At 67.7% G+C, this 25,952-nt stretch carries 21 protein-coding genes; 14 read left to right on the forward strand and 7 right to left on the reverse strand.

What is annotated here, in order from left to right:
* Positions 1-26: 26 nt before the first annotated feature.
* The gene (locus AC6CR5_RS28300) at positions 27-887 is read left to right on the forward strand and encodes a LysR family transcriptional regulator (protein ID WP_498085110.1); all 861 of its coding nucleotides are present in this window, start codon (positions 27-29) and stop codon (positions 885-887) included.
* 19 nt (positions 888-906) lie between these two features.
* On the opposite strand, the gene AC6CR5_RS28305 is transcribed toward AC6CR5_RS28300, so the two are convergent.
* A complete protein-coding gene (locus AC6CR5_RS28305) occupies positions 907-1,851 on the reverse strand; it encodes a LysR family transcriptional regulator (RefSeq protein ID WP_498085111.1) in 945 nt (314 codons plus the stop codon).
* Positions 1,852-1,984: 133 nt separating this feature from the next.
* Between AC6CR5_RS28305 and AC6CR5_RS28310 the strand changes: the two genes are divergently transcribed.
* Positions 1,985-2,968 (forward strand): Bug family tripartite tricarboxylate transporter substrate binding protein, encoded by a 984-nt coding sequence (locus AC6CR5_RS28310; protein ID WP_498085112.1) that lies wholly within the window; start codon positions 1,985-1,987, stop codon positions 2,966-2,968.
* 70 nt (positions 2,969-3,038) lie between these two features.
* Positions 3,039-4,463, forward strand: coding sequence for a M20 family metallopeptidase (locus tag AC6CR5_RS28315; protein ID WP_054443061.1), 1,425 nt, complete (start codon positions 3,039-3,041; stop codon positions 4,461-4,463).
* 67 nt (positions 4,464-4,530) lie between these two features.
* Here AC6CR5_RS28315 and AC6CR5_RS28320 read toward each other — a convergent pair whose 3' ends face one another.
* Entirely contained in the window at positions 4,531-5,247 is a 717-nt protein-coding gene (locus AC6CR5_RS28320; RefSeq protein WP_444978597.1) for an LOG family protein, read from the reverse strand.
* Between AC6CR5_RS28320 and polA the strand changes: the two genes are divergently transcribed.
* The 3 genes from polA to AC6CR5_RS28335 all read left to right on the forward strand — a co-directional run bounded on the left by polA (position 5,246) and on the right by AC6CR5_RS28335 (position 9,859).
* On the forward strand, positions 5,246-7,963 hold the full coding sequence (gene polA, locus AC6CR5_RS28325) for a DNA polymerase I (protein ID WP_049050832.1): 2,718 nt from the start codon (positions 5,246-5,248) through the stop codon (positions 7,961-7,963). The genes AC6CR5_RS28320 and polA overlap by 2 nt on opposite strands.
* 152 nt (positions 7,964-8,115) lie before the next feature.
* Positions 8,116-8,955, forward strand: a complete 840-nt coding sequence (locus AC6CR5_RS28330; RefSeq protein ID WP_006388343.1) for a ZIP family metal transporter — start codon at positions 8,116-8,118, stop codon at positions 8,953-8,955.
* A 115-nt stretch (positions 8,956-9,070) separates the two neighbouring features.
* Complete coding sequence (locus tag AC6CR5_RS28335) at positions 9,071-9,859, forward strand: dienelactone hydrolase family protein (protein ID WP_047992281.1); 789 nt, start codon at positions 9,071-9,073, stop codon at positions 9,857-9,859.
* A gap of 754 nt (positions 9,860-10,613) precedes the next feature.
* Here the strand turns inward: AC6CR5_RS28335 and AC6CR5_RS28340 are convergent.
* Positions 10,614-12,275, reverse strand: coding sequence for a Na/Pi cotransporter family protein (locus tag AC6CR5_RS28340; RefSeq protein ID WP_006388345.1), 1,662 nt, complete (start codon positions 12,273-12,275; stop codon positions 10,614-10,616).
* Between the two features lie 175 nt (positions 12,276-12,450).
* On the opposite strand from AC6CR5_RS28340, the gene AC6CR5_RS28345 reads away from it, so the two are divergent.
* Positions 12,451-13,842 carry an L-serine ammonia-lyase gene (locus AC6CR5_RS28345; protein WP_006388346.1) on the forward strand — a complete coding sequence of 464 codons (1,392 nt, stop codon included), beginning with the start codon at positions 12,451-12,453 and terminating at the stop codon, positions 13,840-13,842.
* A gap of 146 nt (positions 13,843-13,988) precedes the next feature.
* On the opposite strand, the gene htpX is transcribed toward AC6CR5_RS28345, so the two are convergent.
* Positions 13,989-14,870, reverse strand: a complete 882-nt coding sequence (gene htpX, locus AC6CR5_RS28350; protein ID WP_006388347.1) for a protease HtpX — start codon at positions 14,868-14,870, stop codon at positions 13,989-13,991.
* 155 nt (positions 14,871-15,025) lie between these two features.
* On the opposite strand from htpX, the gene AC6CR5_RS28355 reads away from it, so the two are divergent.
* Together AC6CR5_RS28355 and AC6CR5_RS28360 are read left to right on the forward strand one after the other, a co-directional pair.
* The gene (locus tag AC6CR5_RS28355) at positions 15,026-15,880 is read left to right on the forward strand and encodes a DMT family transporter (protein WP_006388348.1); all 855 of its coding nucleotides are present in this window, start codon (positions 15,026-15,028) and stop codon (positions 15,878-15,880) included.
* A 36-nt stretch (positions 15,881-15,916) separates the two neighbouring features.
* A complete protein-coding gene (locus tag AC6CR5_RS28360) occupies positions 15,917-16,768 on the forward strand; it encodes a sulfurtransferase (RefSeq protein ID WP_200220984.1) in 852 nt (283 codons plus the stop codon).
* Between the two features lie 73 nt (positions 16,769-16,841).
* Here AC6CR5_RS28360 and AC6CR5_RS28365 read toward each other — a convergent pair whose 3' ends face one another.
* Entirely contained in the window at positions 16,842-17,411 is a 570-nt protein-coding gene (locus AC6CR5_RS28365) for a phosphonate degradation HD-domain oxygenase (protein ID WP_006388351.1), read from the reverse strand.
* 52 nt (positions 17,412-17,463) lie between these two features.
* Complete coding sequence (locus AC6CR5_RS28370; RefSeq protein WP_006388352.1) at positions 17,464-18,327, reverse strand: LysR family transcriptional regulator; 864 nt, start codon at positions 18,325-18,327, stop codon at positions 17,464-17,466.
* A 160-nt stretch (positions 18,328-18,487) separates the two neighbouring features.
* On the opposite strand from AC6CR5_RS28370, the gene AC6CR5_RS28375 reads away from it, so the two are divergent.
* From AC6CR5_RS28375 to AC6CR5_RS28395, 5 genes are all read left to right on the forward strand, one after another.
* The gene (locus tag AC6CR5_RS28375) at positions 18,488-19,618 is read left to right on the forward strand and encodes a putative 2-aminoethylphosphonate ABC transporter ATP-binding protein (protein ID WP_054501399.1); all 1,131 of its coding nucleotides are present in this window, start codon (positions 18,488-18,490) and stop codon (positions 19,616-19,618) included.
* 28 nt (positions 19,619-19,646) lie between these two features.
* The gene (locus tag AC6CR5_RS28380; protein WP_498085761.1) at positions 19,647-21,377 is read left to right on the forward strand and encodes a putative 2-aminoethylphosphonate ABC transporter permease subunit; all 1,731 of its coding nucleotides are present in this window, start codon (positions 19,647-19,649) and stop codon (positions 21,375-21,377) included.
* Between the two features lie 27 nt (positions 21,378-21,404).
* Positions 21,405-22,226, forward strand: a complete 822-nt coding sequence (phnX, locus tag AC6CR5_RS28385) for a phosphonoacetaldehyde hydrolase (protein WP_020924533.1) — start codon at positions 21,405-21,407, stop codon at positions 22,224-22,226.
* Positions 22,227-22,340: 114 nt separating this feature from the next.
* A complete protein-coding gene (locus AC6CR5_RS28390; protein WP_006388357.1) occupies positions 22,341-23,363 on the forward strand; it encodes a putative 2-aminoethylphosphonate ABC transporter substrate-binding protein in 1,023 nt (340 codons plus the stop codon).
* An 87-nt stretch (positions 23,364-23,450) separates the two neighbouring features.
* Positions 23,451-24,581: a TIGR03364 family FAD-dependent oxidoreductase gene (locus tag AC6CR5_RS28395; protein WP_020924532.1), complete on the forward strand. Its 1,131-nt coding sequence runs from the start codon at positions 23,451-23,453 to the stop codon at positions 24,579-24,581.
* Positions 24,582-24,647: 66 nt separating this feature from the next.
* Here the strand turns inward: AC6CR5_RS28395 and AC6CR5_RS28400 are convergent, their stop codons facing one another.
* The gene (locus AC6CR5_RS28400; RefSeq protein ID WP_024068221.1) at positions 24,648-25,796 is read right to left on the reverse strand and encodes an aromatic ring-hydroxylating oxygenase subunit alpha; all 1,149 of its coding nucleotides are present in this window, start codon (positions 25,794-25,796) and stop codon (positions 24,648-24,650) included.
* Positions 25,797-25,952 lie beyond the last annotated feature (156 nt).

Genomic DNA, 25,952 nt, shown 5'->3' on the forward strand with positions numbered 1-25,952 from the left:
CCATCGTATAAACCGTTGGATAAGCCATGTCCGGATTCGATCTCGACCAGTTGCGCACGCTGGTGGCGGTGCTGGATGCGGGCAGCCTGACGGCGGCCGCGCCCAAGGTGTTCCTGTCGCAATCCTCCGTCAGCGAACAGATGCGCAAGCTGGAGGAGCGGGCCGGCCAGCCGCTGCTGATCCGCGGCAAGTCGGGCGTGGTCGCGACCCCCGCCGGCGAACGCCTGCTGGCGCATGCGCGCGCCATCCTGGCGCTCAGCGACGAAGCCTACCGCGACCTGCGCGGCGTGGCGCTGCGTGGAGAGTTGCGGCTGTGCATCACCGACTACTTCCGGCCCGGCGACGTGGCGCGCCTGCTGCGGCGCCTGAACGAGCAGTATCCCCAGGTGCGCATGCACGTCACCATCATGAAAAGCGGCGCGATCGAGGCCGCCTACGAACGCGGCGAAGTCGATGTCGGCATTTCGATGGTGATCCTGGAGCGCGGCGCGTCGAAAGGGCGGGCGTCGGGACCATTGCTGCGGCGTGAGTCGTTGCTGTGGATGGCGGCCGAGGGCGCGTCGGCGCCGCCGGAACCGTTGCCATTGCTGGCGCTGCCCGAGACCTGCGCGTTGCGCCAGTATGCCGAACGATTGCTGGCTCGGCGCGCCGTGCCGTACGCCGTGGCGCACGTGGCCTCGGGCGTCGCGGGGTTGCAACTGGCGATCGGTGCGGGGCTGGGCGTGGCCTGCTTGAACGAGTCGGCACTGGCGCCAGGCATCGGCCGCCTGCAGGCGCCCGGCCTGCCGCCGTTGCCCGACGTTGAATTCCGCCTGCTGCCGGCGCGGCCGGGCGAAGATGCCTTTATCGGCCAGGCGCGCGAAGCGATCGAGCGGGCGCTGCGTTGAGCCGGTTTCGGCGCGGCGGTCAGGGGGCGGGTTGTTGCGGCGCGCGCATCAACCAGTGCAGGAATTCGCGGCCGGGACCCGCCTGTCCGACGATGGCGCCGATGGGCTGGAAGGCGCCCGGCGATTCGATCCGCACGCGCTGAAAATGGCCATGTTGCAGATACCAGCCGGCCAGCGTCAGCGGCACCATGGCCAGCGCCTGCTGCGCCTGCATGACGGCGATCAGCAATGGCATGGGCGGCGCGGCGCTGGCCAGGCGGCATAGCCGCGGGACCACGCCGGCGCGTTCGAAGAAAGCGGTGAAGACGGCGTGGATCGCCAGTTCCGGACGTGGCTGGATCCAGAGCTGGGTTGCCACCTGCGCCAATGTCGGCGCGGCGTCGCTGGCGAGCAACGGATGGCCGGGCGTGGCGACGATGACGGCGCCATCCTGTTGCAGCGGGACGAAGTCCAGGCCGGCGGGCATCGCTTCGGGGCGTCGGCACAGCAGCATGTCCAGATTGCCCGCGGCCGCCAGCGGCAGCAATTGTTCGCGGCTGCCTTCCTGCAAGTCCACCTGTAGGTCCGGATGGGCCCGCATGTAGGCCGGCAGATGTTGCGCCAGCAGGCCGCTGCTGGCTGCCGGGATGGCGCCCAAGCGCAGGCTGCCGGCGGCGCCGCCGCGCAGGGCCGCGACGGAGTCGGTCGAGGCGCGCAGCGAGGTGAGCATGCCGCGCGCGCAATCGGCCATCAATTGACCGCAGCGGGTGGCGCGCATGCCGCGCGCATGGCGTTCGAACAGCTCCACGCCCAGCAGGGATTCGATGTCCGCCAGGGCATGGGTGGCGGCCGGCTGGCTCATGCCGATCTGCGCGGCGGCCTGCTGCAGGCTGCCCAGTTCGGCAACCCCGGCCAGCAGTTGCAGGTGGCGCAGGCGCCCCTTGGCCAGCAGCCGGGCGAGCAGGGTGGCGGGAGCGACGTCCATGGATCGAACATTCCGGAGCAAGATATTCAAAGTATGAATATATTGGTTGGTTAATGTATTTGAAATAAGGATATGCCCTGCCCAGAATGGCGTGACGCCGGCTGCCGGTTTCCACTCAAGGATTCGCCGTTCCATGAAGTCCCGTCTGTTGCATGCTTTCGTCTGCGCCGCACTGGTCGGCGTTTCGTTCCTGGCGCACGCGCAGGGCGTCTATCCCTCGCAGCCGGTGCGCCTGATCGTGCCGTTCGCTCCCGGCGGCTCCACCGATGTCCTGGCGCGGGCGGTGGCCGATGGCCTGCGCAAGGAACTGGGCCAGAGCGTGGTGGTGGAGAACCGCGCCGGCGCCGGCGGCCTGATCGGCACCGAGGCGGTGGCGCGGGCCGAGCCCGATGGCTATACGCTGGGCATGGCCACCGTCAGCACCATGGCGGTCAATCCGCTGTTGTACGGTACGGCGCGCGTCGATCCGGCAAAGCAACTGACGGCGGTGGGTTCGGTGGCCAACGTGCCGGTGGTGTGGATGGTGAACCCGGCCTTTCCTGCGACGGATTTCGCACAGTTCCTGGCCGAATTGCGAAGACATCCCGGCAAGTATTCCTTCGGTTCGCCCGGCGTGGGATCGCTCGGTCACCTGAACCTGGCGGCCATGAATGCCGACCTCCAGGTCGAGGTGTTGCACGTGCCCTACCGGGGCATGGGCCCCGCATTGACGGCCGCCGTGGGCGGCGAGGTGCAGGTGCAGCAGGATCAGTACGCCTCGGCCCAGTCCTTGATCAAGGCGGGCAAGCTGCGCCCGATCGCGGTGGCGGCCCCCGCGCGACTGGCCGGCCTGCCGCAGCTGCCGACGCTGGCCGAACTGGGCTACCCGCAGTTGAATGCGCTGGGCCAGACCTGGTTTGGCCTGGTGGCGCCGGCGGGCACGCCCGAGGCCGTGGTGCTGCGCCTGAACGACGCGGTGCGGCGGGCGCTGGCCGAGCCGGCGCTGGTGCAGCGGCTGGCCACCCTGGGCGCCGAGCCCGACGCCGGCACGCCGCAGGCTTTCAGCCAGCGCATCGCGCAGACCCTGGCCGCCAATCGCAAAATCATTGAAACTGCCGCCATCAAGCTCGACGAATGACGTTTTGCCACCGCCGGCGACGTACCGTGGCCGGCGCCCGCAGATCCTGTAGACCGCCACTGGAGACACGATGGGAGCCATCGACATTCTTGCCCCGTTCATCGACGCGCGCAGCGACCGCTACGCCGAGCTGAGCGACCGCATCTGGAGCCTGGCCGAATTGCGCTATGACGAGCACAAGTCGGCCGAATTGCACATCGCTATGCTGCAAGAGGCCGGCTTTCGCGTCACCCGCGACGCCGCCGGCATCCCCACGGCCTTCGTCGCCGAGGCCGGCACGGACGGCCCGGTGATCGGCATCCTGGGTGAATACGATGCCCTGTCCGGCCTGAGCCAGGAAAGCGGCGCCTACGCCTGCCAGCCGTCGCCGGAAACGCCCAACGGCAACGGCCATGGCTGCGGCCACCACCTGCTGGGCACGGCCGCGCATTTCGCGGCGGTGGCGGTCAAGGAATTCCTCGAACGCAATGGCCTGCCGGGCCGTATCCGTTTCTATGGCTGTCCGGCCGAGGAGGGCGGCTCGGGCAAGACCTTCATGGCGCGCGCCGGCCTGTTCGACGACCTGGACGCGGCGCTGACCTGGCATCCGGCTTCGCACACCGGCATCTTCCACCAGTCGTCGCTGGCCAACATCCAGGCCTATTTCCGCTTTCGTGGCGTGGCGGCGCACGCGGCCAATTCGCCGCACCTGGGACGCAGCGCGCTGGACGCGGTGGAACTGATGAACGTAGGCGTGAACTACCTGCGCGAGCACATGGTGCCGGACGCGCGGGTGCACTACGCGGTGACCAACAGCGGCGGCATCTCGCCCAACGTGGTGCAGGCCCGCGCCGAAGTGCTGTACCTGGTGCGCGCGCCGATCAATTCGCAGGCCGCCGAGCTGTACGAACGGGTCAAGAACGTGGCCCGCGGCGCGGCGCTGATGACCGGCTGCGAGCTGGAGATCGTGTTCGACAAGGCCTGCTCCAACTACATTCCCAACGGCGTGCTGAACCAGGTCATGTACGCCAACATGCAGGCGCTGCAGGGACCCGCTTACACCGAGGGCGAACAGCAGGCCGCGCGCCGCATGTGGGACGCGATTTCGGCCGATGACATCGACAACGCCGGCAAGAACCTGGGCGCGGTGCTGCGCAATCCGACGCCGTTGTTCAGCGGCGTGGCGCCCTACGAGCCCGGCAGGCACGAGATCAGCTACGGCTCGACCGACGTGGGCGACGTCAGCTGGGTGACGCCCACCGCGCAATGCTGGGGCGCCTGCTATGCCTACGGCACGCCGTTCCATTCGTGGCAGATGGTGGCGCAGGGCAAGCTGTCGCTGGCGCACAAGGGCATGGTGCACGCGGCCAAGATCATTGCCGCCACGGCGGCGGATCTCTATCGGCAGCCCGAGACGCTGGCGCGCGCCAAGGAAGAGTTGTTGGAAATGCGCCGCGGCCAGCCGTACGTCTGCCCGATTCCGGCGGACGTGCTGCCGTCGTTCATGCGCAAGTAGGCGCAGGCGGGCGGCCGCGATCCGCGGCCGCCCGGTATTGCCGGGCGTCTTTCCCGGCCAGCGGGCGTCAGGCCGGCAGAGACGGCGCGTATTGCGCTTCCGTGCTGACCTTCTGGTGGAACTCGACCACTTTGCGCACGACCTTGCGCGGATCATCCTCGATGATGAACAGATCCAGGTCGTGCGCCCCGATCATGCCATTGCCCAGTACCTGGCCGCCCAGCCATTCGACCAGGCCGGACCAGTATTCGCTGCCCACCAGCACGATGGGCGCGGGCGGGACCTTGCCGGTCTGGATCAGCGTCAACGCTTCGAAGAGCTCGTCCAGGGTGCCGAAGCCGCCCGGCATCGCCACGTAGGCGAAGCTGTGCATGAAGAACGTGGCCTTGCGGGAGAAAAAGTACTCAAACGACAGACTGATGGTCTGATACTCGTTGTTATGGGCTTCGTGCGGCAGGCTGATGTTCAGCCCGATGCTGGTGCCGCCGGTTTCGAAGGCCCCCTTGTTGGCCGCCTCCATGATGCCCGGGCCGCCGCCCGCGATGACCGCGAACCCCGCCTCGGCCAGGGCGGCCGAGATTGCCACGGTGGTTTCATAGTGGGGGGAGTTGCGGCTGACGCGCGCGCTGCCGAAGACACTGACCGCGGGCCCGATGTGCGCGAGCTTTTCCGCCGCCGTCCGTATCTCTGACATAATCAGCGGAATTTGTTTTTCGGCGGGCGTCGCCGCAATTGCCGTCGCAGTTGTTGCCGCAGTTGTTGCCATATCTGCCTTTGTAACCATGAAAAAAACCTTATTGCTGGTCGACGGTTCAAGCTACTTGTACCGCGCTTTCCACGCTATGCCTGATTTGCGCAATGCGCAAGGCGAACCTACGGGTGCGCTGTACGGCGTAGTCAATATGTTGCGCAAGCTTGTATCCGACTATAAGGCAGAGTATGCCGCATGTATTTTCGATGCGCGTGGCAAGACGTTCCGCGACGATCTGTATCCGGAATACAAGTCGCACCGTCCGCCCATGCCGGAAGACCTGGCGGCCCAGATCGAGCCCATCCACCGCGCCGTGCGCGCCCTGGGCTGGCCGGTGCTGGCCATCGAGGGGGTCGAGGCTGATGACGTGATCGGCACGCTGGCCTGCCGCGCCGCCGAACGCGGCGTGCATACGGTGGTGTCCACCGGCGACAAGGACCTGGCGCAACTGGTCAACAGCCACGTCACCCTGGTCAACACCATGAGCGGCGAGGTGCTGGACGAGGCCGGCGTGCTCAACAAGTTCGGCGTGGCGCCGGACCGCATCGTCGACTACCTGATGCTGGTGGGCGATACCGTCGACAACGTCCCGGGCGTGACCAAGGTCGGCCCTAAGACGGCCGCCAAATGGATCTCCGAGTTCGGCTCGATCGACAAGCTGGTCGAAGGCGCCGAAGGCATCAAGGGCGTGGCGGGCAACAACCTGCGCGAAGCCATCCCCAATTTCCCGCTGACGCGCCAGCTGCTGACGGTGAAGTGCGACTGCGACCTGACCGGCCACGTCGACAGCGTCGACGACCTGACGCCGCGCGATCGCGACGACGCCACCCTGACCGAACTGTACGAACGCTACGGTTTCCGCACCTGGCTGCGAGACCTGACCGGCGACGCCGAGCGCGTGCCGACGGGCGACGCCCGCGTGGCGGCCGAAGTGCCGGCCGCGCCCACGGAGCTGGATTACCGCATCATTGCCGACTGGCCGGCGTTCGACGCCTGGATGGAACTGGTGGACAAGGCGGCGCTGGTGGCGGTGGATACGGAGACCACCTCGCTGGACGAGATGCAGGCCAAATTGGTCGGCCTGTCGATGGCGGTGGCGCCGGGCGTGGCCTGCTATATCCCGGTCGCGCACCGCGGCCCGGACGGCGCCACGCAACTGCCCAAGGACGAGGTGCTGGCACGGCTGCGTCCGTGGCTGGAAGACGCCTCGCGCGCCAAGCTGCTGCATCACGCCAAGTACGACACCCACGTGTTCGCCAACGAAGGCATCCGCCTGGCGGGCATCGCCGAAGACACCATGCTGCAGGCCTACGTGCTGGAGTCGCATCGCGGCGTCGGCCTGAACGACCTGGCGCAGCGCTACCTGGGCCGCAGCGGGGTTTCGTACGAAGACCTGTGCGGCAAGGGCGCCAAGCAGATCGGCTTCGACGAAGTGGCGGTGGACAAGGCCGGCCATTACGCCGCCGAGGACGCCGACTTCACGCTGCAACTGCACCAGGTGCTGCGCCCGCAGGTGGCGGCCGATGCCGGGCTGGAACGCATCTACCTGCTGGAGATGCAGGTGTCGGCGGTGCTGACCACGATCGAGCGCAACGGCGTCAAGGTCGATGCGGCGGAACTCGGCCGCCAGAGCCACAAGCTGGGCCAGGAAATGCTGCAGCTCGAGCAGAAGGCCTATGAACTGGCAGGGCAGCCCTTCAACCTGAATTCACCCAAGCAGCTGGGCGAGATCCTGTTCGGCCGCATGCAGTTGCCGGTGGTGCGCAAGACCGCCGGCGGCGCGCCATCGACCGACGAGGAAGTGCTGAGCAAGCTGGCGCAGGACTACCCGCTGCCGCAGGTGCTGCTGGAGTACCGCGGGCTGTCCAAGCTGAAGTCCACTTACACGGACAAGCTGCCGCGCATGATCAATCCCGATACCGGCCGCGTGCATACGCACTATTCGCAGGCCGCGGTGATCACCGGCCGCCTGGCGTCGTCCGATCCCAACCTGCAGAACATCCCGGTGCGCACGGAGGCCGGGCGCCGGGTGCGCGAGGCCTTCATCGCCGAGCAGGGCCTGCTGCTGTCGGCCGACTATTCGCAGATCGAGCTGCGCATCATGGCGCACGTGTCGGACGACGCCAATCTGCAGCGCGCCTTCGCGGCCGGCGAGGACATCCACCGCGCCACGGCGTCGGAAGTGTTCGGCGTGGCGCTGGCGGATGTGTCGTCCGAGCAGCGGCGCGCGGCCAAGGCGATCAACTTCGGCCTGATCTACGGCATGGGCGTGTTTGGCCTGGCGTCCAACCTGGGTATCACGCGCGACGCGGCGCAAGCGTATATCGACCGCTACTTCGCCCGCTATCCCGGCGTGGCCATGTACATGGAGAACACGCGCCGCGTGGCCCGCGAGCAAGGCTACGTCGAGACCGTGTTCGGGCGCCGGCTGCAGCTGCCGGAGATCCGCGGCGCCTCGGGGCCGCGTCGCCAGGGCGCCGAGCGCGCGGCGATCAACGCGCCGATGCAGGGCACCGCGGCCGACCTCATCAAGATGGCGATGGTGGCGGTGCAGGACTGGCTCGAAGCCGAAAAGCTGCAGACCCGCATGATCATGCAGGTGCACGACGAACTGGTGCTGGAAGCGCCGGACGCCGAACTGGAGCTGGTCAAGCAAACCCTGCCGCGCCTGATGTGCAACGTGGCCGAGCTGCGCGTCCCGCTGGTGGCCGAGGTGGGCGTGGGCAAGAACTGGGAACAGGCGCACTGAAGCCAGGGCGCGGCGCCGATGGCGCCGCGCGGGCGAGCATCGCGGGGCCGCGCGAGGGAAGGGCGCAGCTTTCTTTGGGCGGCCTATTTCCGCTTTTTGCCCTGCAACAATATAATGTTGCGCTTCCTCCCTGATAATAATACGTCCCCCAAATGCTTCTGCTGTGGGTCCTTCTTGCCACCATCACCGGCGGCCTCATCGCCGTCCTTGTCGCCAGCTGGCTGGCCTACAAGGTTTTCGCCCACTATCTGCACCACATGGTCAGCCTGTCCGTGGGAGTGCTGCTGTCGGTCGCGCTGCTGCACCTGCTGCCGGAAGCCTTTGAAAGCGGGGTGGCCGATGCCCATGTGCTGTTCGGCCTGATGCTGGCGTCGCTGATCGGCTTTTTCGTGCTGGAGAAGATCGCGCTGCTGCGCCACAGCCACCATCACGAGGGCGACGGCCACCATCATCATCATGGCCACGACCGCCACGAGGCGGGGCGCGGGGGCGTGCTTATCCTGATCGGCAGTTCGCTGCACAACCTGTGCGACGGCGTGCTGGTCGCGGCGGCCTTCCTGACCGATCCGCTGCTGGGCGTGCTGACGGCCGCCTCGATCATCGTGCACGAGGTGCCGCACAAGCTGGGCGATTTCGTGGTGCTGCTCAACGCCGGCCTGGCGCGCCGTCGCGCTTTCGCGCTGATCCTGTTCACCAGCTTGTGTTCAGCCGTGGGCGGCATAATAGGCTACTTCGTGCTGCAACAGGCGCAGGACTGGGTGCCGTACGTATTGGTGGTTGCCGCGAGCAGCTTCCTCTACATCTCGGTGGCCGACCTGATGCCGCAGATGCACGAACGGGTATCCCTGGCCGATGCGGTGCCGCAATTGCTGCTGGTGGGCGTGGGCGTGGTGCTGATCTACAGCGTCACGACGCTGATGCACCACGGGCATGATCACGAGGCGGGCGCCGGCCACGGCGCGGCGCGTACAGAGCACGTGCATACGCATTGAACCGCAGCGTGCGCGATACCCGGCTTTGCTTTCGAACCTGGCCGGTCGTGTCGCGGATGCCGCAAGGCGAACCGCGGGACATCGGCTCCGCCTTGATTCCTACCAGGAGTTCGCCATGAGTTTTTCCGCCGCCGCCGGCAATGTCGCCCCCACCGTGATCCACACGGACGCCCAGGGGCTGGCCCACGGGGATTTCCAGTTGCCCGTGGCCGATGGATCCATCAGCGCCTATTACGCTGCCCCCGAAGGCAGGCGCGACCTGCCAGTGGTGCTGGTGATCCAGGAAATCTTCGGGGTGCACGAGCACATCAAGGATATCTGCCGCCGGGTGGCCAAGGCCGGTTATCTGGCCGTGGCCGCGAATCTGTACGAGCGCCAGGGCGATGCGTCGACCTATACCGATATTCCCAAGCTGATCTCCGAAATCGTCAGCAAGGTGCCCGACGAGCAGGTGTTCGCCGACCTGGACGCCAGCGTGGCGTGGGCCGCGCAGCATGGCGGTGACCCGAAGCGGGTGGCGGTGACAGGGTTCTGCTGGGGCGGGCGCCTGACCTGGATGTACGCGGCGCACAATCCGGACGTGAAGGTGGGCGTGGCCTGGTATGGCCGACTGAGTTCGGGGCACGGACCGTTGATCAAGCGCTTCGCGTTCGATGTGGTCAATGAACTGCACGCGCCGGTGCTGGGCCTGTATGGCGCCAAGGATGCCAGCATTCCTGTGTCGGATATCGAGATAATGAAAACCAAGCTGGCCGGCGGCAATGAAAATGCCAGGCGCTCCGAGTTCGTGGTGTACCCGCAGGCGGATCATGCTTTCCTGGCGGATTACCGGATGAGTTATCAGGCGGAAGCGGCCAAGGATGGGTGGGGGAGGATGCTGGAGTGGTTCAAGCGGTACCTTTGAGAGGGATTGTGCCCTTGGCGTCATGAGAAGCCGCTGCGCGTTTGCGTGGCGGTTTTTTTTAGGGGTGTTGTTGCTTTCGTAGGCCGCCCGGCGCGGGTGGCGCACGGGTGGGCGCGCCTGCGATTGCGGTCCGGAGCCTTCGCTCCGGACTACCCCAACCTCAACCTCGTACGCCTTCGGCTCCCTACGGTTTCCGTCGGGCGCATCTGACGGCGCGCCCACCCGTGCGCCACCCGCGCCGGGCTACCGGTTTCGAGGCATGGGGCGCTGCTGGACCGCGGCGGCATGCGAGAGGTTTGCGGGGCCCGCCAGGGTCGGCTGCGCGGGCAGCCGGCCCTGGCATACGCGGTGTGCGGCGTCGGGGCCGGGTTCGCTGCGCGCGCGCGGGAAGAGGGGGGCGATAGGTAGTGCGGTGTCGCGGAGAGAACTGTCCGCCTATTGCGCCCCGTAGATGAATGAAGGGGAGCGAGTTCTATCGCATGCGGCAATCGCCACCGTGCGACACAGTTGCTTCAAGCCGGGGTAGCCCCCAACGGTGGCAGCCATTGCGGGGCAGCGCGGAAGCCTTCAAAAATCTCCCGCCAGGATGGCCGGCCCGCCGCCCGGCCGCCCGAAGGCGGGCCAGCCCCCTCGGGGGGCAGCAAGCGCGCGAAGCGCGCGCGGCGTGGGGGCCGGCCCGCCGCCCGGCCGCCCGAAGGCGGGCCAGCCCCCTCGGGGGGCAGCAAGCGCGCGAAGCGCGCGCCGCGTGGGGGCCCTAATTCCCCGCTTCGCGCAGGCGGCTGGGGAGGAGTTCGCCGTGGCGGGCCAGGAGGGGATAGGCGGCGGCGCCGACCAGGTGGGAGTTGATGCCCTTCATGTCGCGCAGGATGTCGAGGTAGAGGGCGCCGACTTCGGCGGCGTCGACCTGGCCGCCCTTGATTTTCTGCAGATGGGCGTCCGCGGCCTGCGTTTCGATGGTGCGGAAACGGGACTTTTCGCCGGCCAGGGCGCGGGCCTGGCGCAGGTCGTCGTTGACGAACAGGGCGGCGGCCTGGCGCTGGTTGGAGATCAGTTCACCCAGGGTGTCGTCGAGGCTGGCGCGTTGTTCGGGGGAGAAGGTCCAGCCCTGCTTGCGCAGCTTGGCGATGTGGCTGAGCAGGCCGTGGTGGGCGATGTCGCCGGCATGGCCGATGTTGCTGATGAAGGCAAGGATGTCATCCATGCGCTGCACGTCGTCGCGCGTCATGTTTTCCTGGTCGAGCGTGGCCAGGTAAGTGGTGATGGCGCTTTCGAGCTTGTCCAGGGCCGTGTCGAGCTGGCGCGCCTGCACCATGCGGTGGCGATTGTCGCGCTTGAAGCCGGCGCGCGCGTACAGCAGCAGGGTCTGCAGCATGTCGGCCATGCGCAGGGCTTCGCGGGCGGCGTTGCCCAGCGCGACGGCGGGCACGTCGTGGGCCCATTCGTCCAGGTATTGCGGGCGGGACGGGTCATTGGGATCGGCGCGCTTGGGCAGCCAGCGGGTCAGCAGGGCAGCGTAGGGCGCCAGCAGCGGCAGGAACGCCAGCGCGATGACGGCGTTGAAGAGGGTGTGGAAGTTGGCGACGGCGCGCGCCGGGTCGCTGGACATCTCGCTCATCAGCGGTTGCAGCCAGGGCAGCAGCACCAGGCCGGCCAGCACGCCCAGGATGCGGGTCAGCAGGTTGCCCAGGGGCAGGCGGCGGGCGGCGGGGTCGTCGCCGGTGACGCCCTCGATCATGGGGTTGATGGCGGTGCCGAGGTTGGCGCCCAGCACCAGCGCGAAGGCGACGTGCGGCGCCACCATGTGATGGCTGGCCAGCGACATGACCAGCACCACCACGGCGACGCTGGAGTGGGCGGCCCAGGTGAAGGCGGCAGACAGCAGCACGGCCGCCACCGGCTGGGTGGCCAGGGCGTCCAGGATCATGCCCAGCATGGGAGCGGTCTGGAACGGCTCGAACAGTTCCACCAGTTGGTGCAGCGACAGCAGCAGCAGGCCGAGGCCGATGAAGACGCGGCCCAGGTCGCGGGTGCGGCCCGGCGGATAGCGGCGGAACATCCAGACGCCGGCGAGGATCAGGATGGGCGCCAGCGAGGTCAGGTCGAACGACAGCAACTGCACGATCAGCGTGGTGCCGACGTTGGCGCCGAGCATGGCGGCCAGGGCCGGCACCAGGCCGACCACGCCGCCCGCGGCAAAGCCGGTGATCATCAGGCCGGTGGCGGTGCTGCTCTGCAGCGCCGCGGTGATGCCCAGGCCGGCGGCGAAGGCGCGCAAGCGGGTGCCCAGCGCCCGGCCGAGAGCGGCGCCGAGTGCGGCGCCGAAGGCGCGTTGCACGCCTGTCTGGACCATGTGCACGCCCCACAGCAGCAGGGCGACGTAGCCGGCGAAGTCAAGCAGGGTAATGAGTCCGGACATCCTGGGGTGGTTCCATTCTTTTTATGACAAGAAATAATTCTGTAATGATCGCATGCCGGGGCTGGTGGGGAAACCCGTCCCTGGAATACAGCATACGCCCCGCAGGGCTTTGCTGCGTAGTGTCGGACCTTGCGCGTATCATTGCCGGATCATTCTTGGATGCAGGGGAGTTGCGGTGGCCGTTTCCGTTTTCGATCTGTTCAAAATAGGCATAGGCCCGTCGAGTTCCCATACCGTCGGCCCCATGCGGGCCGCATTGCTGTTTGCCCAGGGGCTGGAGCGCGACGGCCTGCTGCCCAAGGTGGCGAGCGTGCGCGCCGAACTCTATGGGTCGCTCGGCGCCACGGGCAAGGGCCACGGCACCGACAAGGGCGTGCTGCTGGGCCTGATGGGCGAGGCCCCGGATACCGTCGACCCCGCCGCCATCGCCGGCATGATCGCCTCGGTGCGGGCCAGCCGCCAGCTGCCGTTGCTGGGCCACTATCCGGTGCCGTTCGTGGAAAAGGAACACATGATGTTCTACCGCCGCGAAGCCATGGCCGAGCACCCCAACGGCATGAAATTCCACGCCTTCGACGCCGAGGGCCAGTCGCTGCGCGAGGCCCGCTACCTGTCGGTGGGCGGCGGCTTCGTGGTGACGGCGGGCGCGTCCAACAGCCAGGTCATCGCCGCGCACGACCAGTTGCCGTACCCGTTCCGCACCGGCCGCGAGTTGCTGACCATGTGCCGCGAGAGCGGCCTGAGCGTGGCCCAGTTGATGATGAAGAACGAGCTGACCTGGCGCGAGGCCGGCGAGGTCGCGGCCGGGCTGGACCGCATCTGGCAGGTGATGCAGGACTGCGTTTCGCGCGGCTGCGGCATCAACTATCCCGAAGCCGACGGCGAGCTGCCGGGTCCGCTGCGGGTGCGCCGCCGCGCCCCCGAGCTGTACCGCAACCTGACCCAGCGCGCCGAGCGCACGCTGTCCGATCCGCTGTCGGTGATGGACTGGGTCAACTTGTACGCCATGGCGGTGAACGAGGAAAACGCGGCCGGCGGCCGGGTGGTGACGGCGCCGACCAACGGCGCGGCGGGCATCATCCCGGCGGTGCTGCACTACTACGACCGTTTTGTCCCCGGTTCCAACCGCGAGGGCGTGCGCGACTTCCTGCTGACCGCGGCGGCCGTGGGCCTGCTGTACAAGTACAACGCCTCGCTGTCCGGCGCCGAAGTCGGCTGCCAGGGCGAGGTCGGCGTGGCCTGTTCGATGGCGGCTGGCGGCCTGGCCGCGGCGCTGGGCGGCTCGGTCGAGCAGGTCGAGAACGCGGCCGAGATCGGCATGGAGCACAACCTGGGCCTGACCTGCGACCCGGTCGGCGGATTGGTGCAGATTCCCTGTATCGAACGCAACGCCATGGCCTCGATCAAGGCCGTCAACGCCGCCCGCATGGCATTGCGCGGCGACGGCCAGCACTACGTGTCGCTGGATTCGGTCATCAAGACCATGCGCGAGACCGGCGCCGACATGAAGACCAAGTACAAGGAAACGGCGCGCGGCGGCCTGGCGGTGAATATCGTCGAGTGCTGAGGCGGGCGTGCCCCAAACAAAAAGCCCCTTGATCGCTCAAGGGGCTTTTTTTCATGGCCGGGCCGCTTCAGGATGAAAACGCGCCTTCGGGGGGCAGCAAGCCGCTGGCGCGGCGCGGAGGCTTTTCTCGCGGGCCGTTGCCGGGATCAGATCACGCGGGCGTTCTGCAGCGCGGCGATGCGGGCCGGGATCGGCGGGTGCGAGGCGAACATGGCCGCCAGGCCGCCCTTGCCGGTGATGCCGGAGGCTTCGAACGACTTGGGCAGCTCGCCCGGCTCCAGTCCGCCCAGGCGGGCCAGGGCGCGGATCATGGGTTCGCGGGCGCCCATCAGGTGGGCCGAGCCGGCATCGGCGCGGTATTCGCGCTGGCGCGAGAACCAGGCCACGATGATCGAGGCCAGGATGCCGAAAATGATCTCACAGACGATCACGGTGACCATGTAGCCCGGGCCGAGGCCGCGTTCGTTCTTGAACACCACGCGGTCGATGAAGTAGCCGACCACGCGCGCCAGGAACACCACGAAGGTGTTGACCACGCCCTGGATCAGGGTCAGCGTGACCATGTCGCCGTTGGCGATGTGCGCCACTTCGTGGGCCAGCACCGCGGCCACTTCCTCTTCGCTCATGCTTTCGAGCAGGCCGGTGGACACCGCCACCAGCGAGTCGTTCTTGAAGGCGCCGGTGGCGAACGCGTTGGGCGCGCCGTCGTAGATGGCGACTTCCGGGCGGCCGATGCCGGCGCGATCGGCGAGCTGGTGGACGGTGTCCAGCAGCCAGGCCTCGCGCTGGTTGCGCGGCGCGTTCGGATCCAGCACCTGGGCACCGGTGCTCCATTTGGCCATGGGCTTGCTGATTAGCAGCGAGATGATGGCGCCGGTGAAGCCGACCACGACCGAGAAGATCAACAGCGCCTGCAGGTTCAGGCCGTTGGCGGTCAGATAGCGGTCTACGCCCAGAATGCGCAGCGTGGCCGACAGCACGAGCATGACGGCCAGGTTGGTAATGACGAAAAGGATGATGCGTTTCATGCTTTTTTTGTTCCTCAGCGAGCGGGACTTGTGCGGGATTGGACTGTGCCGCGGCGCAGCAGTTCCCCGACTGCCGGCGCCGCCCCCGGTGACGGAGAGTATAGTATCGCTTTCCCCTATTTCCCCCTCACTTTCACCTGAGCGCTGACCCCCAAATGCAGGCACTTTGGATGTTGCTGGCGTCCGCCATGTTCGCCATCATGGGGTCGTTCGTGAAGCTGGGCACCGAGCACGGCGCGACGCTGCCGCAAGTGGTGCTGTTCCGCGGCCTGCCTTCGGTGGTGCTGTTGCTGATCTGGGCGCGCGCCGGGCGCCAGTCGATCGTGCCCACCAGCTGGAAACTGCACCTGTGGCGCAACCTGTCCGGCGTCACCTCGATGTGGCTCGGTTTCTTCGCCATCTCCCATCTGCCCCTGGCCACCGCCACCAGCCTGAACTACACGGCGCCGCTGTTCATCGCGTGCTGGATGCTGGGGTGGGGCGGGGCGCAGCGCGACCCGGTGCGGATCGCGGCCGTGGCCCTGGGCTTTTTGGGCGTGATCGCGGTGCTGCGTCCCAGCATCAACGAAGACCAGTGGCTGGCTGCCCTGCTGGGCCTGGGGGCGGGCGCCATGTCGGCCATCGCCATGATGCAGATCCGCCAGCTGGGCCGTATCGGCGAGCCCGAGTGGCGCACGGTGCTGTTCTTTTCGGTGGCGGTGTGCGCTTCCAGCTTCGCCGGCCTGGGCTTCGAGGGCTGGGGCCAGGCCGACTGGACCGGTTACAGCTCGCTGCTGGGCGTGGGCGTGACGGGCCTGTTCGGCCAGTTGGCCATGACGCGGGCGTTCGGCCTGGGGTCTGCATTGCTGACCGCGGCCCTGCAATACAGCACGATCATCTTCGCGGCCCTGCTCGGCATGGGTTTCTGGGGCGATACCCTGGACGGCCTGGCCTGGGCCGGGATGGGCCTGATCATTTCGGCGGGCCTGCTGTCGGTCTGGCGCACCATGCGTGACCCCAAGCCGACCTGATCCCGCCAACCCGACCCTATCAGAGGAGAATTTCCGATGACGATGACCCTGATTTCCGCGGCCGACCTGGCCACGCACCTGGGCGCGGCGGACGTGCGCGTGTTCGACGTGCGCCACGACCTGACCAATCACGCGGCCGGTCGTGAGGCCTATGCCGCCGGCCATATTCCCGGCGCCCGCTACCTCGACCACGAAACCGAGCTGGCCGCCGCCCGGACCGGCAAGAACGGCCGCCATCCGCTGCCCGACCGCGGCCAGTTCGGCGCGTTGATGGCGGCGCACGGCGTCACGCCTGAAACCCTGGTGGTGGCCTATGACGCCAGCGGCGGCATGTACGCCGCGCACCTGTGGTGGATGCTGCGCTGGCTGGGCCACGACCGGGTCGCCGTGCTCGACGGCGGCTGGCAGGCCTGGCAGGCCGCCGGGCTGCCCACCTCCACCGAGGCGGCCGCGCCGGTGCAGGCGAGTGCGCCGGTGACGCCGGCGGCGCCGCTCGTGGGCAGCGTGGATGCGCAGGCGGTGCTGGACAACATCGCCCGGCCCGGATTCACCGTGATCGACGCGCGCGCCGCCAACCGCTATCGCGGCGAGGTCGAGCCGATGGATCCGGTGGCCGGCCACATCCCCGGCGCGCTGAATCGTCCGAACGGCCAGAACCTGCAGGCCGACGGCCGCTTCAAGGACGCGGCGCAGTTGCGCCAGGAATTCACCGCCTTGCTGGATGGCCGCGACCCCGCGGCCATCGTGCACCAGTGCGGTTCGGGTATCACCGCCTGCCACAACCTGCTGTCGATGGAAATCGCCGGCCTGGCCGGCTCGCGGCTTTATCCGGGCTCGTGGAGCGAGTGGTGCAGCGATCCGTCCCGGCCGGTGGCCAAGGGCGAGTGAACGCACCGGCCGGCCCCGCCGCAAACCGGGCCTGAAACCGCGCCGTGGTATTCCGACGGCGCGGGTGGCGGTCTTACCAGACCGCCGCCAGCTTGACCCGTCCGGAGACGCTTTCGGCGATCTCCAGGAAGTGGTCCAGCGGCGGCGTGGCCAGCCCCGGCACCTTGGCCATGTCGTCCCAGCGCCTCAGGCGGATCGCATCCGGCGCGCCCGGCATGCTGGCGAAATCCACCGCCTGGCCCGCATCGAAGCTGCCCCCCTGAAGCGCCAGGCTGCGCTTCGAATCCTCCGAAAGCGACGCTTCATACTGCGGCTCCACATAGCAGAGGTAGCGCTTGGCCTCCACGTGCAGCCGGATCGGGTCCAGCACCGCCGAGCTGAACAGCCCGCGCAGGAACGGCAGCACGAAATACTGGTGCTTGTCGTCGATGCCGCGCAGCGTGGGCGTGTCGGGATGGTCGGCGATCAGGTGCCCGAGGTCGTGCAGCAGGCAGGCGGTGATCAATTGGGCATTGGCGCCATTGCGTTCGGCCAGCGTCGCGGTCTGCAATGCATGCCGCAAATGGCTGACGGATTCGCCATGATAGGAACGGTGCCCGCGTTCCAGGAAAAGCTGTTCGATGTCCTGCAGGGTCAAGGCCATGGTTGTCTCCTGAGTGGCCGCAAGGGGAAGAGGCGGGCAGTGATCCCTGGGATCAGCCGGCTGCCGGCGCCATCTCCAGAAAGCGCGCGATGAGTTGCACCGGTTGGCGCTCGCGCAGGCAGTACAGGTATTCATGCATCACGACGTCGGCGCCCTCGATGTCCAGGGCCGCCAGCTCGGGATGGGACGGAATTTCACGCGAGGGAATCAGGCTGATGCCCAGTTCGCACAGGATGGCCTGGCGGATCGATTCGCGGCTGCCGATTTCCAGCGTGCGCTTGACCGTCACGCCGGCCGCCTGCAGCGCCTCTTCGGTCAGCTGGCGCGTCATCGATCCGGGTTCGCGCAGCAGCAGCGCGTGGTCGGCCAGGTCCGCCAGCGCCACCTTGCCGCGCCGCGCCAGCGGGTGGCCGCGGTGCGTTACCACGCGGATCGGGTCGGCCGCGATCATGCGGCGGTACAAATGCTTGTCATCCATCAGAAACGAGGACGTGGCAATCTCGATGCGATAGTCGTGCAGCGCCTGCAGCATGCTCTGCGAGTTGCCGATGGCCACGGTCAGGTCGATGCCCGGGTAGAGCTGGTTGTAGCGGCGCACCGTGTCCATGATGTAGTACGGACCGGTGGCGCCGATGCGCAGGTTGCCCTCGCGCAGGTCGCTGGCGTCGCGCAGCCGGAAATCGATCTCGGTTTCCTGCTGCACCAGCTTTTCGACCATTGGCATCAGGCTGTGCCCGGCATCCGACAGTCGCATGCCGCGGCCCTGCCGGTGGAACAGCTCGACGCCATAGCGCGATTCCAACTGGCGCAATTGCCCCGTCACCGTGGGTTGGCTGACGCCCAACTGGGCCGCGGCCTTGGTGACGGTGCCGCAGCGAGCCACGGCATAGAAGGATTTGAGTTCGGCGACGAGCACGTTGGGCAGGGCCTGTAAACGGATGAATTGGTGGACGGATTGCGCAAGACCGCCAGTACACCAAAATAATTTGATGTTTTTATTACTGCATTTGCGCGAAGTGTCATAAACACTCAATACGCGCCTTCCATACTGCCTTCGTTCCCAGACCGGAGGCCCCATGGCCCAACAGCTCCAACGCGATACCAATACTGTTCCGACCGGCGCCGCGCCGCCGCACGGAGCGCCGCGCGGGGGCTTTCTTTCGGTCAGCAATCTCGTCAAGCGCTTCGGCAGCCATACGGCGCTGTCGGATGTGTCGCTGGATATTCGCGCTGGCGAACTGGTGTGCCTGCTGGGTCCGTCGGGTTGCGGCAAGACCACGCTGCTGCGCGCCATCGCCGGGCTTGAGCGCCAGGACAGCGGCACCATTTTGCTGTCGGGCCGGGATATTTCCCATGCCGAGCCGCAGGAGCGCGACTACGGCATCCTGTTCCAGTCCTACGCGTTGTTTCCCAACCTGACCGTGGCCCAGAACGTGGCCTACGGTTTGAGCGGCAAGCGCGCCCATCGCAAGCACGTGGCCGACCGGGTCGAGGAAATGCTGACGCTGGTGGGCCTGGCCGGCGCCTCTCATAAATATCCGGGACAGATCTCCGGGGGCCAGCAGCAGCGCGTCGCCCTGGCCCGCGCGCTGGCGCCGTCGCCGTCCCTGTTGCTGCTGGACGAGCCGATGTCGGCGCTGGACGCCCGCGTGCGCGAACACCTGCGCATCGAATTGCGCGCGCTGCAGAAGCGCCTGTCGATCACCACGCTGATGGTGACGCACGACCAGGAGGAAGCGATGGTCATGGCCGACCGCATCGCCGTCATGAACGGCGGCGTCATCGAGCAGTTCGGCACCCCGCGCGAACTGTATCGCCAGCCTGGCTCGGCCTTCATCGCCGATTTCGTCGGCGAGGCCAACTGGCTGCCGTTCGAGCGCATCGATGCGCACCACGCCCGCGTCGGCCGCCAGGAACTGGCGGTGGACGAGGCGCTGGAGCGCAACGTCGGCAAGCTGTTCGTGCGGCCCGAGGCGGTGCGCGTGAGCGTGGCGCGTCCGGAGCAACCCAACACCATGCTGGCCGACGTGCTGGATGGTGTGTTCCTGGGCCGCGGCTACCGCCTGGCGCTGCGCCTGGAAGGCGTGCCCGGCGCCACCGTCCACTCGATCGTGTCCCCTGAAACCGGAGATGCCCTGCTTGGGCCTCACGCTGCCAGCCGTTGCTGGGTGGAGCTGCCGCGCCATGCGATTCGCGCCTACGCTTGATCCGGCTTCGGGCCGTTCCCCCGTCGTCATGTCCGCGCCTGTCGACGCCCCCGCTGTCTCGCTTGGCCGCCGCCCCTTGCCCGCCTGGGTCGGCGCCTTCGGGCTGACGCTCGGGCAGGGCGCCCTGGCGCTGGGCCTGGCGCTGTTCCTGGCCCTGCCGCTGGTGGCCATCCTGGCCAAGTCGGTCACCGATGCCAATGGCGACTGGGCCGGCCTGTCGGTGGTGCTGGGCATCATCGGCGCCGACGGTTTCCTGGGCATGGTCGGGCGCAGCCTGACGGTGGGCGTGGTCACCATGATGCTGGTGGTGCCCTGCTCTTACGCCTTCGCCTATGCCCTGACGCGCAGCCGCATTCCCGGCAAGGGCCTGCTGCGCACCATCGCGCTGCTGCCGCTGCTGGCGCCGTCGCTGCTGCCGGGCATCGCGCTGGTCTACCTGCTGGGCAACCAGGGCCTGCTGAAAGGCCTGTCCGGCGGCGCCACCATCTATGGTTTCTGGGGCATCGTGGCGGGCGAGGCGTTCTACACCTTCCCGCACGCGCTGATGATCCTGCTGACCGGCCTGACGCTGGCCGATGGACGCCTCTATGACGCGGCGCGCGCGATGGGCGCGGGGCCGCTGCGCACCTTCATGACGGTGACGTTGCCCGGCACGCGTTATGCCGTGTTCTCGGCCTGCTGCGTGGTGTTCACGCTGACCGTGACCGACTTCGGCGTGCCCAAGGTGGTGGGCGGCGACTACAACGTGCTGGCGATGGAAGCCTACAAGGCGGTGGTCGGTCAGCAGAACTTCCCCAAGGGCGCCGCCATCGGCATCCTGCTGTTGCTGCCGGCGCTGCTGACCTTCGTGCTCGACCGCCGCCTGCGGGCGCGCCAGGGCGCCCAGTTGAGCGGTCGCGCCCAGCCCTATGCGGCCGGCGCCAACCGCCGGCGCGACGCGGCCTTCCTGCTGCTGGCGGGCGGCATGGCCGGGTTCCTGCTGCTGATCATCGGCGTGGCGGTGTGGGCCTCGTTCGTGAAGATGTGGCCCTACAACCTGTCGCTGTCGCTGCGTTCGTACGACTTCGACAACATGGATGGCGGCGGCTGGCTGGCCTGGCGCAACAGCCTGGAACTGGCTTTCTGCACCGCGCTGATCGGCACGGTGGTGGTGTTCCTGGGCGCCTGGATGATGGAAAAGGTGCCGGCCCGCAGCGCCTCGGCGCGCGGCCTGCGCGGCGTGCTGGGGATGCTGGCGCTGATGCCGATGGCCGTGCCCGGCCTGGTGCTGGGCCTGGGCTACATCTTCTTCTTCAACGGCGCCGCCAATCCGCTCAATGTGCTGTACGGCACCATGCCGCTGCTGGTGCTGTGCACGGTGGTGCACTTCTACACCAGCGCGCACCTGACGGCCGCCACCGCGCTGAACGCGCTGGACCCGGAGTTCGAGGCGGCCTCGGCCTCGCTCAAGGTGCCGCGCATGACCACCTTCCTGCGCGTGACGCTGCCGATGTGCCTGCCGGCCGCGCTCGACGTCGCCCGCTACCTGTTCGTTTCCGCCATGACCACCGTGTCGGCCGTGGTGTTCCTGTACAGCCCGTCCACGGTGCTGGCCGCCGTCGCGGTGCTGAACATGGATGACGCCGGCTTCATCGGCCCGGCCGCCGCCATGTGCACCGTGATCATGGCCAGCTCGGCGGTGGCGGCGCTGCTGCTGCACCTGGCCAGTCGCGCCCTGGTGGCGCGCAGCCAGGCCTGGCGCCGGCCCGCCGCCCTTTGATTTGAATATTCTGCAAGGAAGACCCTCATGACTGTTTCGCCTCTGCCCGTCCGCCTGGAAGCGGTGATTTTCGATTGGGCCGGCACGCTGGTCGACTTCGGTTCGTTCGCCCCGACCAAGGTGTTCGTCGACGCCTTCGCCGAGTTCGGCATGGACGTCACGCTGGAACAGGCCCGCGGCCCGATGGGCGTGGGCAAATGGGACCATATCCGCGCGCTGTGCGACGAGCCCGCCATCGCCAACCAATACCAGGCCCGGTTCGGCCGCCTGCCGACCGACGACGACGTCACCGCCATCTATGAGCGCTTCCTGCCGATGCAGTTGGACAAGGTGGCGCAGTACTCGGCCGCCATTCCCGGCGCGGCCGAGCTGCTGCGCGCGCTGCGCCAGCGCGGCCTGAAGATTGGCTCGTGCTCAGGCTACCCCGGCAGCGTGATGCGCCGCGTGGTCGAGCGCGCCGCCGGCGAAGGCCTCGAACCCGATTGCATCGTCGCCAGCGACGACGTGCCGCGCGCGCGCCCGGCGCCGGCCATGGCGCTCAAGAACGTCGTGGAGCTGGGCCTGACGGATGTGGCCGGCTGCGTCAAGGTCGACGACACCGCCCCCGGCATCGAGGAAGGCCGCCGCGCCGGCATGTGGACCGTCGGCCTGCTGCTGTCGGGCAACGCCGCCGGCCTGACGCTGGACGAATACCTGAGCCTGGACGACAACGGTCGCCGGGCGGCCCGCGAACGCGCGGGTCGCGAACTGTCCGGCGCCGCGCCGCATTACCTGATCGACACCGTGGCCGACCTGCCCGGCGTGATTGCCGATATCGAATCCCGCCTGGCGGCGGGCCAACGCCCCTGAGGCCGCCGGCGCCGGGATCCTGACCCAACCTTTTTTCGCAACGCACCGCGGCGGGCATGGGCCGGCCGCGGCGACCCGACTCACCCTTTTTCCGCCCACCCACGGAGTACCTTCATGAAACGCTTCACGCTGCTTGCCCTGGCCGCCGCTTTCGCCGGCATCACCGGCGCCGCTTCCGCCGAGACCACGCTGACCGTCTACACGGCGCTGGAAGCCGACCAGATCAAGGCCTACCAGGCCGCCTTCGAAAAGGCCAACCCCGACATCAAGATCCAGTGGGTGCGCGACTCCACGGGCATCATCACCGCCAAGCTGCTGGCCGAAAAGGGCAACCCCAAGGCCGACGTGATCTGGGGCCTGGCCGGCACCTCGCTGGGCCTGATGGACAAGGAAGGCATGCTGCAGCCCTACGCCCCCAAGGGCCTGGACCAGATCGCCGCCAACATGCGCGATGCCAAGGCCGAGCCCACCTGGGTCGGCATGGACGGCTTTGCCGCCGCTATCTGCTTTAACACCGTCGAAGCCGAAAAGCAGAAATTGCCCAAGCCCGAATCGTGGCAGGACCTGACCAAGCCGGTCTACGCCGGCAAGATCGTCATGCCGAACCCGGCCTCGTCGGGCACGGGCTTCCTGGACGTCAGCGCCTGGCTGCAGATCTTCGGCGAAGAAAAGGGCTGGGCCTACATGGACGCCCTGCACAAGAACATCGGTTCGTACACGCACTCGGGCTCCAAGCCGTGCAACATGGCGGCCGCCGGCGAATTCCCGATCGGCGTGTCGTTCGACTACCGCGCCGCCAAGCTCAAGGCCGACGGCGCGCCGGTCGAAGCCGTGTTCCCGTCGGAAGGCCTGGGCTGGGAAGTCGAAGCCACCGCCATCGTCAAGGGCACCAAGAACCTGGAAGCCGCGCGCAAGCTGGCCGACTTCTCGGCCAGCCGCGAGGCCAACGAGCTGTACAAGGCCAACTTCGCGGTGCTGGCGATTCCCTCGATCGCCACCTCCAACCCCAACCTGCCGGCCGACCTGACCAAGCGCATGATCAAGAACGACTTCGTCTGGGCCGCCACCAACCGCGACCGCATCATCGCCGAATGGACCCGCCGCTACGACGGCAAGTCCGAGCCCAAGAAGAAGTAATCGGGCCACCGCGGCGGCCACGCCGCCGCGGCAGGGCGGGCGCCCGGGCGGGCGCTTCCCGCGCAACCTTTCTGCCTCATTCTCCAAATGAAAAAATTCGACGTAGTCGTGGTCGGCGCCGGCATGCTCGGCATCGCCCATGCCTGGGCCGCCGCCAAGCGCGGCCTGTCGGTGGCCGTGATCGAACGCAGCCGCCAGGCGCATGGCGCCACCATCCGCAATTTCGGCCAGGTGATCGTCACCGGCCAGGCCCCCGGCATGATGCTGTCGCACGCCCAGCAGGCGCGCGAGCTGTGGCTGGACCTGGCATCCCAGGCCGGCTTCCATGTGCGCGCCAACGGCGCGCTGGTGCTGGCGCGCGACGCCGGCGAGGCCGACGTGCTGGACGAATTCGCCCGGACCCGCCTGCAACAGGAAGGCTATCGCGCCGAGCTGCTGTCGGGCCGTGAGGTGGCAAAGCTGTATGACGGCCAGCTGGCGCACCACTGCGCCGCGCTGCGCGGGCTGGACGACCTGCAGATCTATTCGCGCGAGGCCTTGCCGGCCATCACCCGCTACCTGGCCGAATCGCTGGGCGTCGAATTCGTCACCGGCACCCTGGCGCGCGCCGTCGAGCAAGGGCAGGTCGCGACCACCGCGGGCGACTTCACCGGTGCGCACGTCTTCGTCTGCCCCGGCCACGACTATCTGACGCTGCTGCCCGAACTGTTCGCGCCGCTGAACCTGGAAGTGACGCGCCTGCAAATGTTGCGCGCGGCTTTCGAGACGCGTCCCATGGCGCTGGACCGCCCGCTGCTCACTGGCCTGTCCTGCGTGCACTACGGCGCCTTCTCGGACCTGCCGTCGGCGTTGGCGCTGCGCGAGCAGATCCAGGCGCGCACGCCGATGCTGCTGGAAAACGGCATCCACCTGCTGATCAGCCCCACGCCTTATGGCGAGCTGATCATCGGCGATTCGCACCGCTACGGCCAGGATGCCTTCCCGTTCAACGACGAGGCCGTCGATAACGCCATGCTGGACCTGGCGTCGCAGGCGCTGGGGGCGCGGCTGCGGGTGCTGGAGCGCTGGCAGGGCGTCTATGGCACGCATGGGCCGGCGCCGTTCTCGGTGATGCCGGTGGACGCCGCCACCACGGTCGCGGTGATGCACTCGGGCGTGGGCATGACGGTCGGGCTGGCGATCGGGGAGCGCACGGTCGCCGCCGCCCTCGGCCGCTGAACTGCCGCCCCGCCAAAAAGAAAGGGCTCGCGATCGCGAGCCCTTTTGCGTTGGCGGAGCGTGTCCTCAGAGCCGCTCCTGCATGATGCGGCGGTACCACTCGTGGAAGTGCTGCATGCCGTCTTCCATCGGCGACTGGTAGGGACCGGTCTCGTTTACGCCGCGCAGCATCAGGGCCTTGCGGCCGGCGTCCATGCGCTCGGCGATCTCGTCGTCCTCGATCGCCGTTTCCATGTAGGCCGCGCGCTGCGCCTCGACGAACTCGCGCTCGAAGGCGGCGATTTCCTCGGGATAGTAGAACTCGACCACGTTGACGGTTTCCTGCGGGCTCTTGGGATACAGCGTCGACAGCACCAGCACGTGCGGATACAGCTCGATCATGTGGGTCGGGAAATACGTGACCCAGACCGCGCCGAAATCGGGCGCGTCGCCATCGCGGAACGACAGCAGGCGATCGTGCCATTGCTTGTAGACGTCCGAACCCGGCTGGGCCAGCGCGTTATGCACGCCGACCTTCTGCAGGCTGTACCAGTCGTTGAACTCCCAGGTCAGGTCGTCGCACGTGACGAAGCGGCCCAGGCCGGGGTGGAACGGGCCGACGTGGTAGTCCTCCAGGTACACCTCGATGAAGGTCTTCCAGTTGTAGTTGCACTGGTGCACTTCGACGTGGTCCAGCACGTAATCGCCGAAGTCGAACTCGGGCCGCGCGAACAGCGGCGCCATGTCGGCGGCCGGGTCGCGCGGGCCTTCGAACAGCAGGCCATGGCAATCACGCAGCCGGAACTTCTGCAGGTTCATGCACGGCGTGGTCTCGAACTGCGGCGCGCCCAGCAGCTCGCCCTGGTTGTTGTAGGTCCAGCGGTGCAGCGGGCAGACGATGTTGCCGCCGGTGGCCTTGAGGCTGCCGTGCGAATTGCAATGGCCGGTGACGTCGCCGGCCTGGCCGCCCAGCATCAATGCCTGGCGGTGGCGGCAGACATTTGAGATGAGTTCAACGCCCTGCTGGTTGCGAACCAGCACGCGCCCTCCATTTTCCTGGGCCAAGGTGCGCCAATCCCCGACCTCGGGCACCAGCTTCTGGTGGCCGACGTACAGCGAGGATTGCTTGAAAATGAGTTCTTGCTCGCGGGCAAAGAGGGCTTCGTCAAAGTAAGCACTGACGGGTAGCTGGGTGCGAGCTGGCACAACATGTGCCATCCGACCGATGTCGGTCATGATTCCCTCCGCTCGGATGAATATTTCCCCCAACGCCGCGCCCACTGTGTACTACGTACCAGCTGGGCTGACCTGCCCTCAAATGGGGGCCTCTTTCTGGGGCGGCCCGGCGTTAAAAAGCCAGGACGGCTTGAGCTTCGTCACATCCCCTGCCGC

This window comes from Achromobacter sp. EG18, assembly GCF_059759395.1.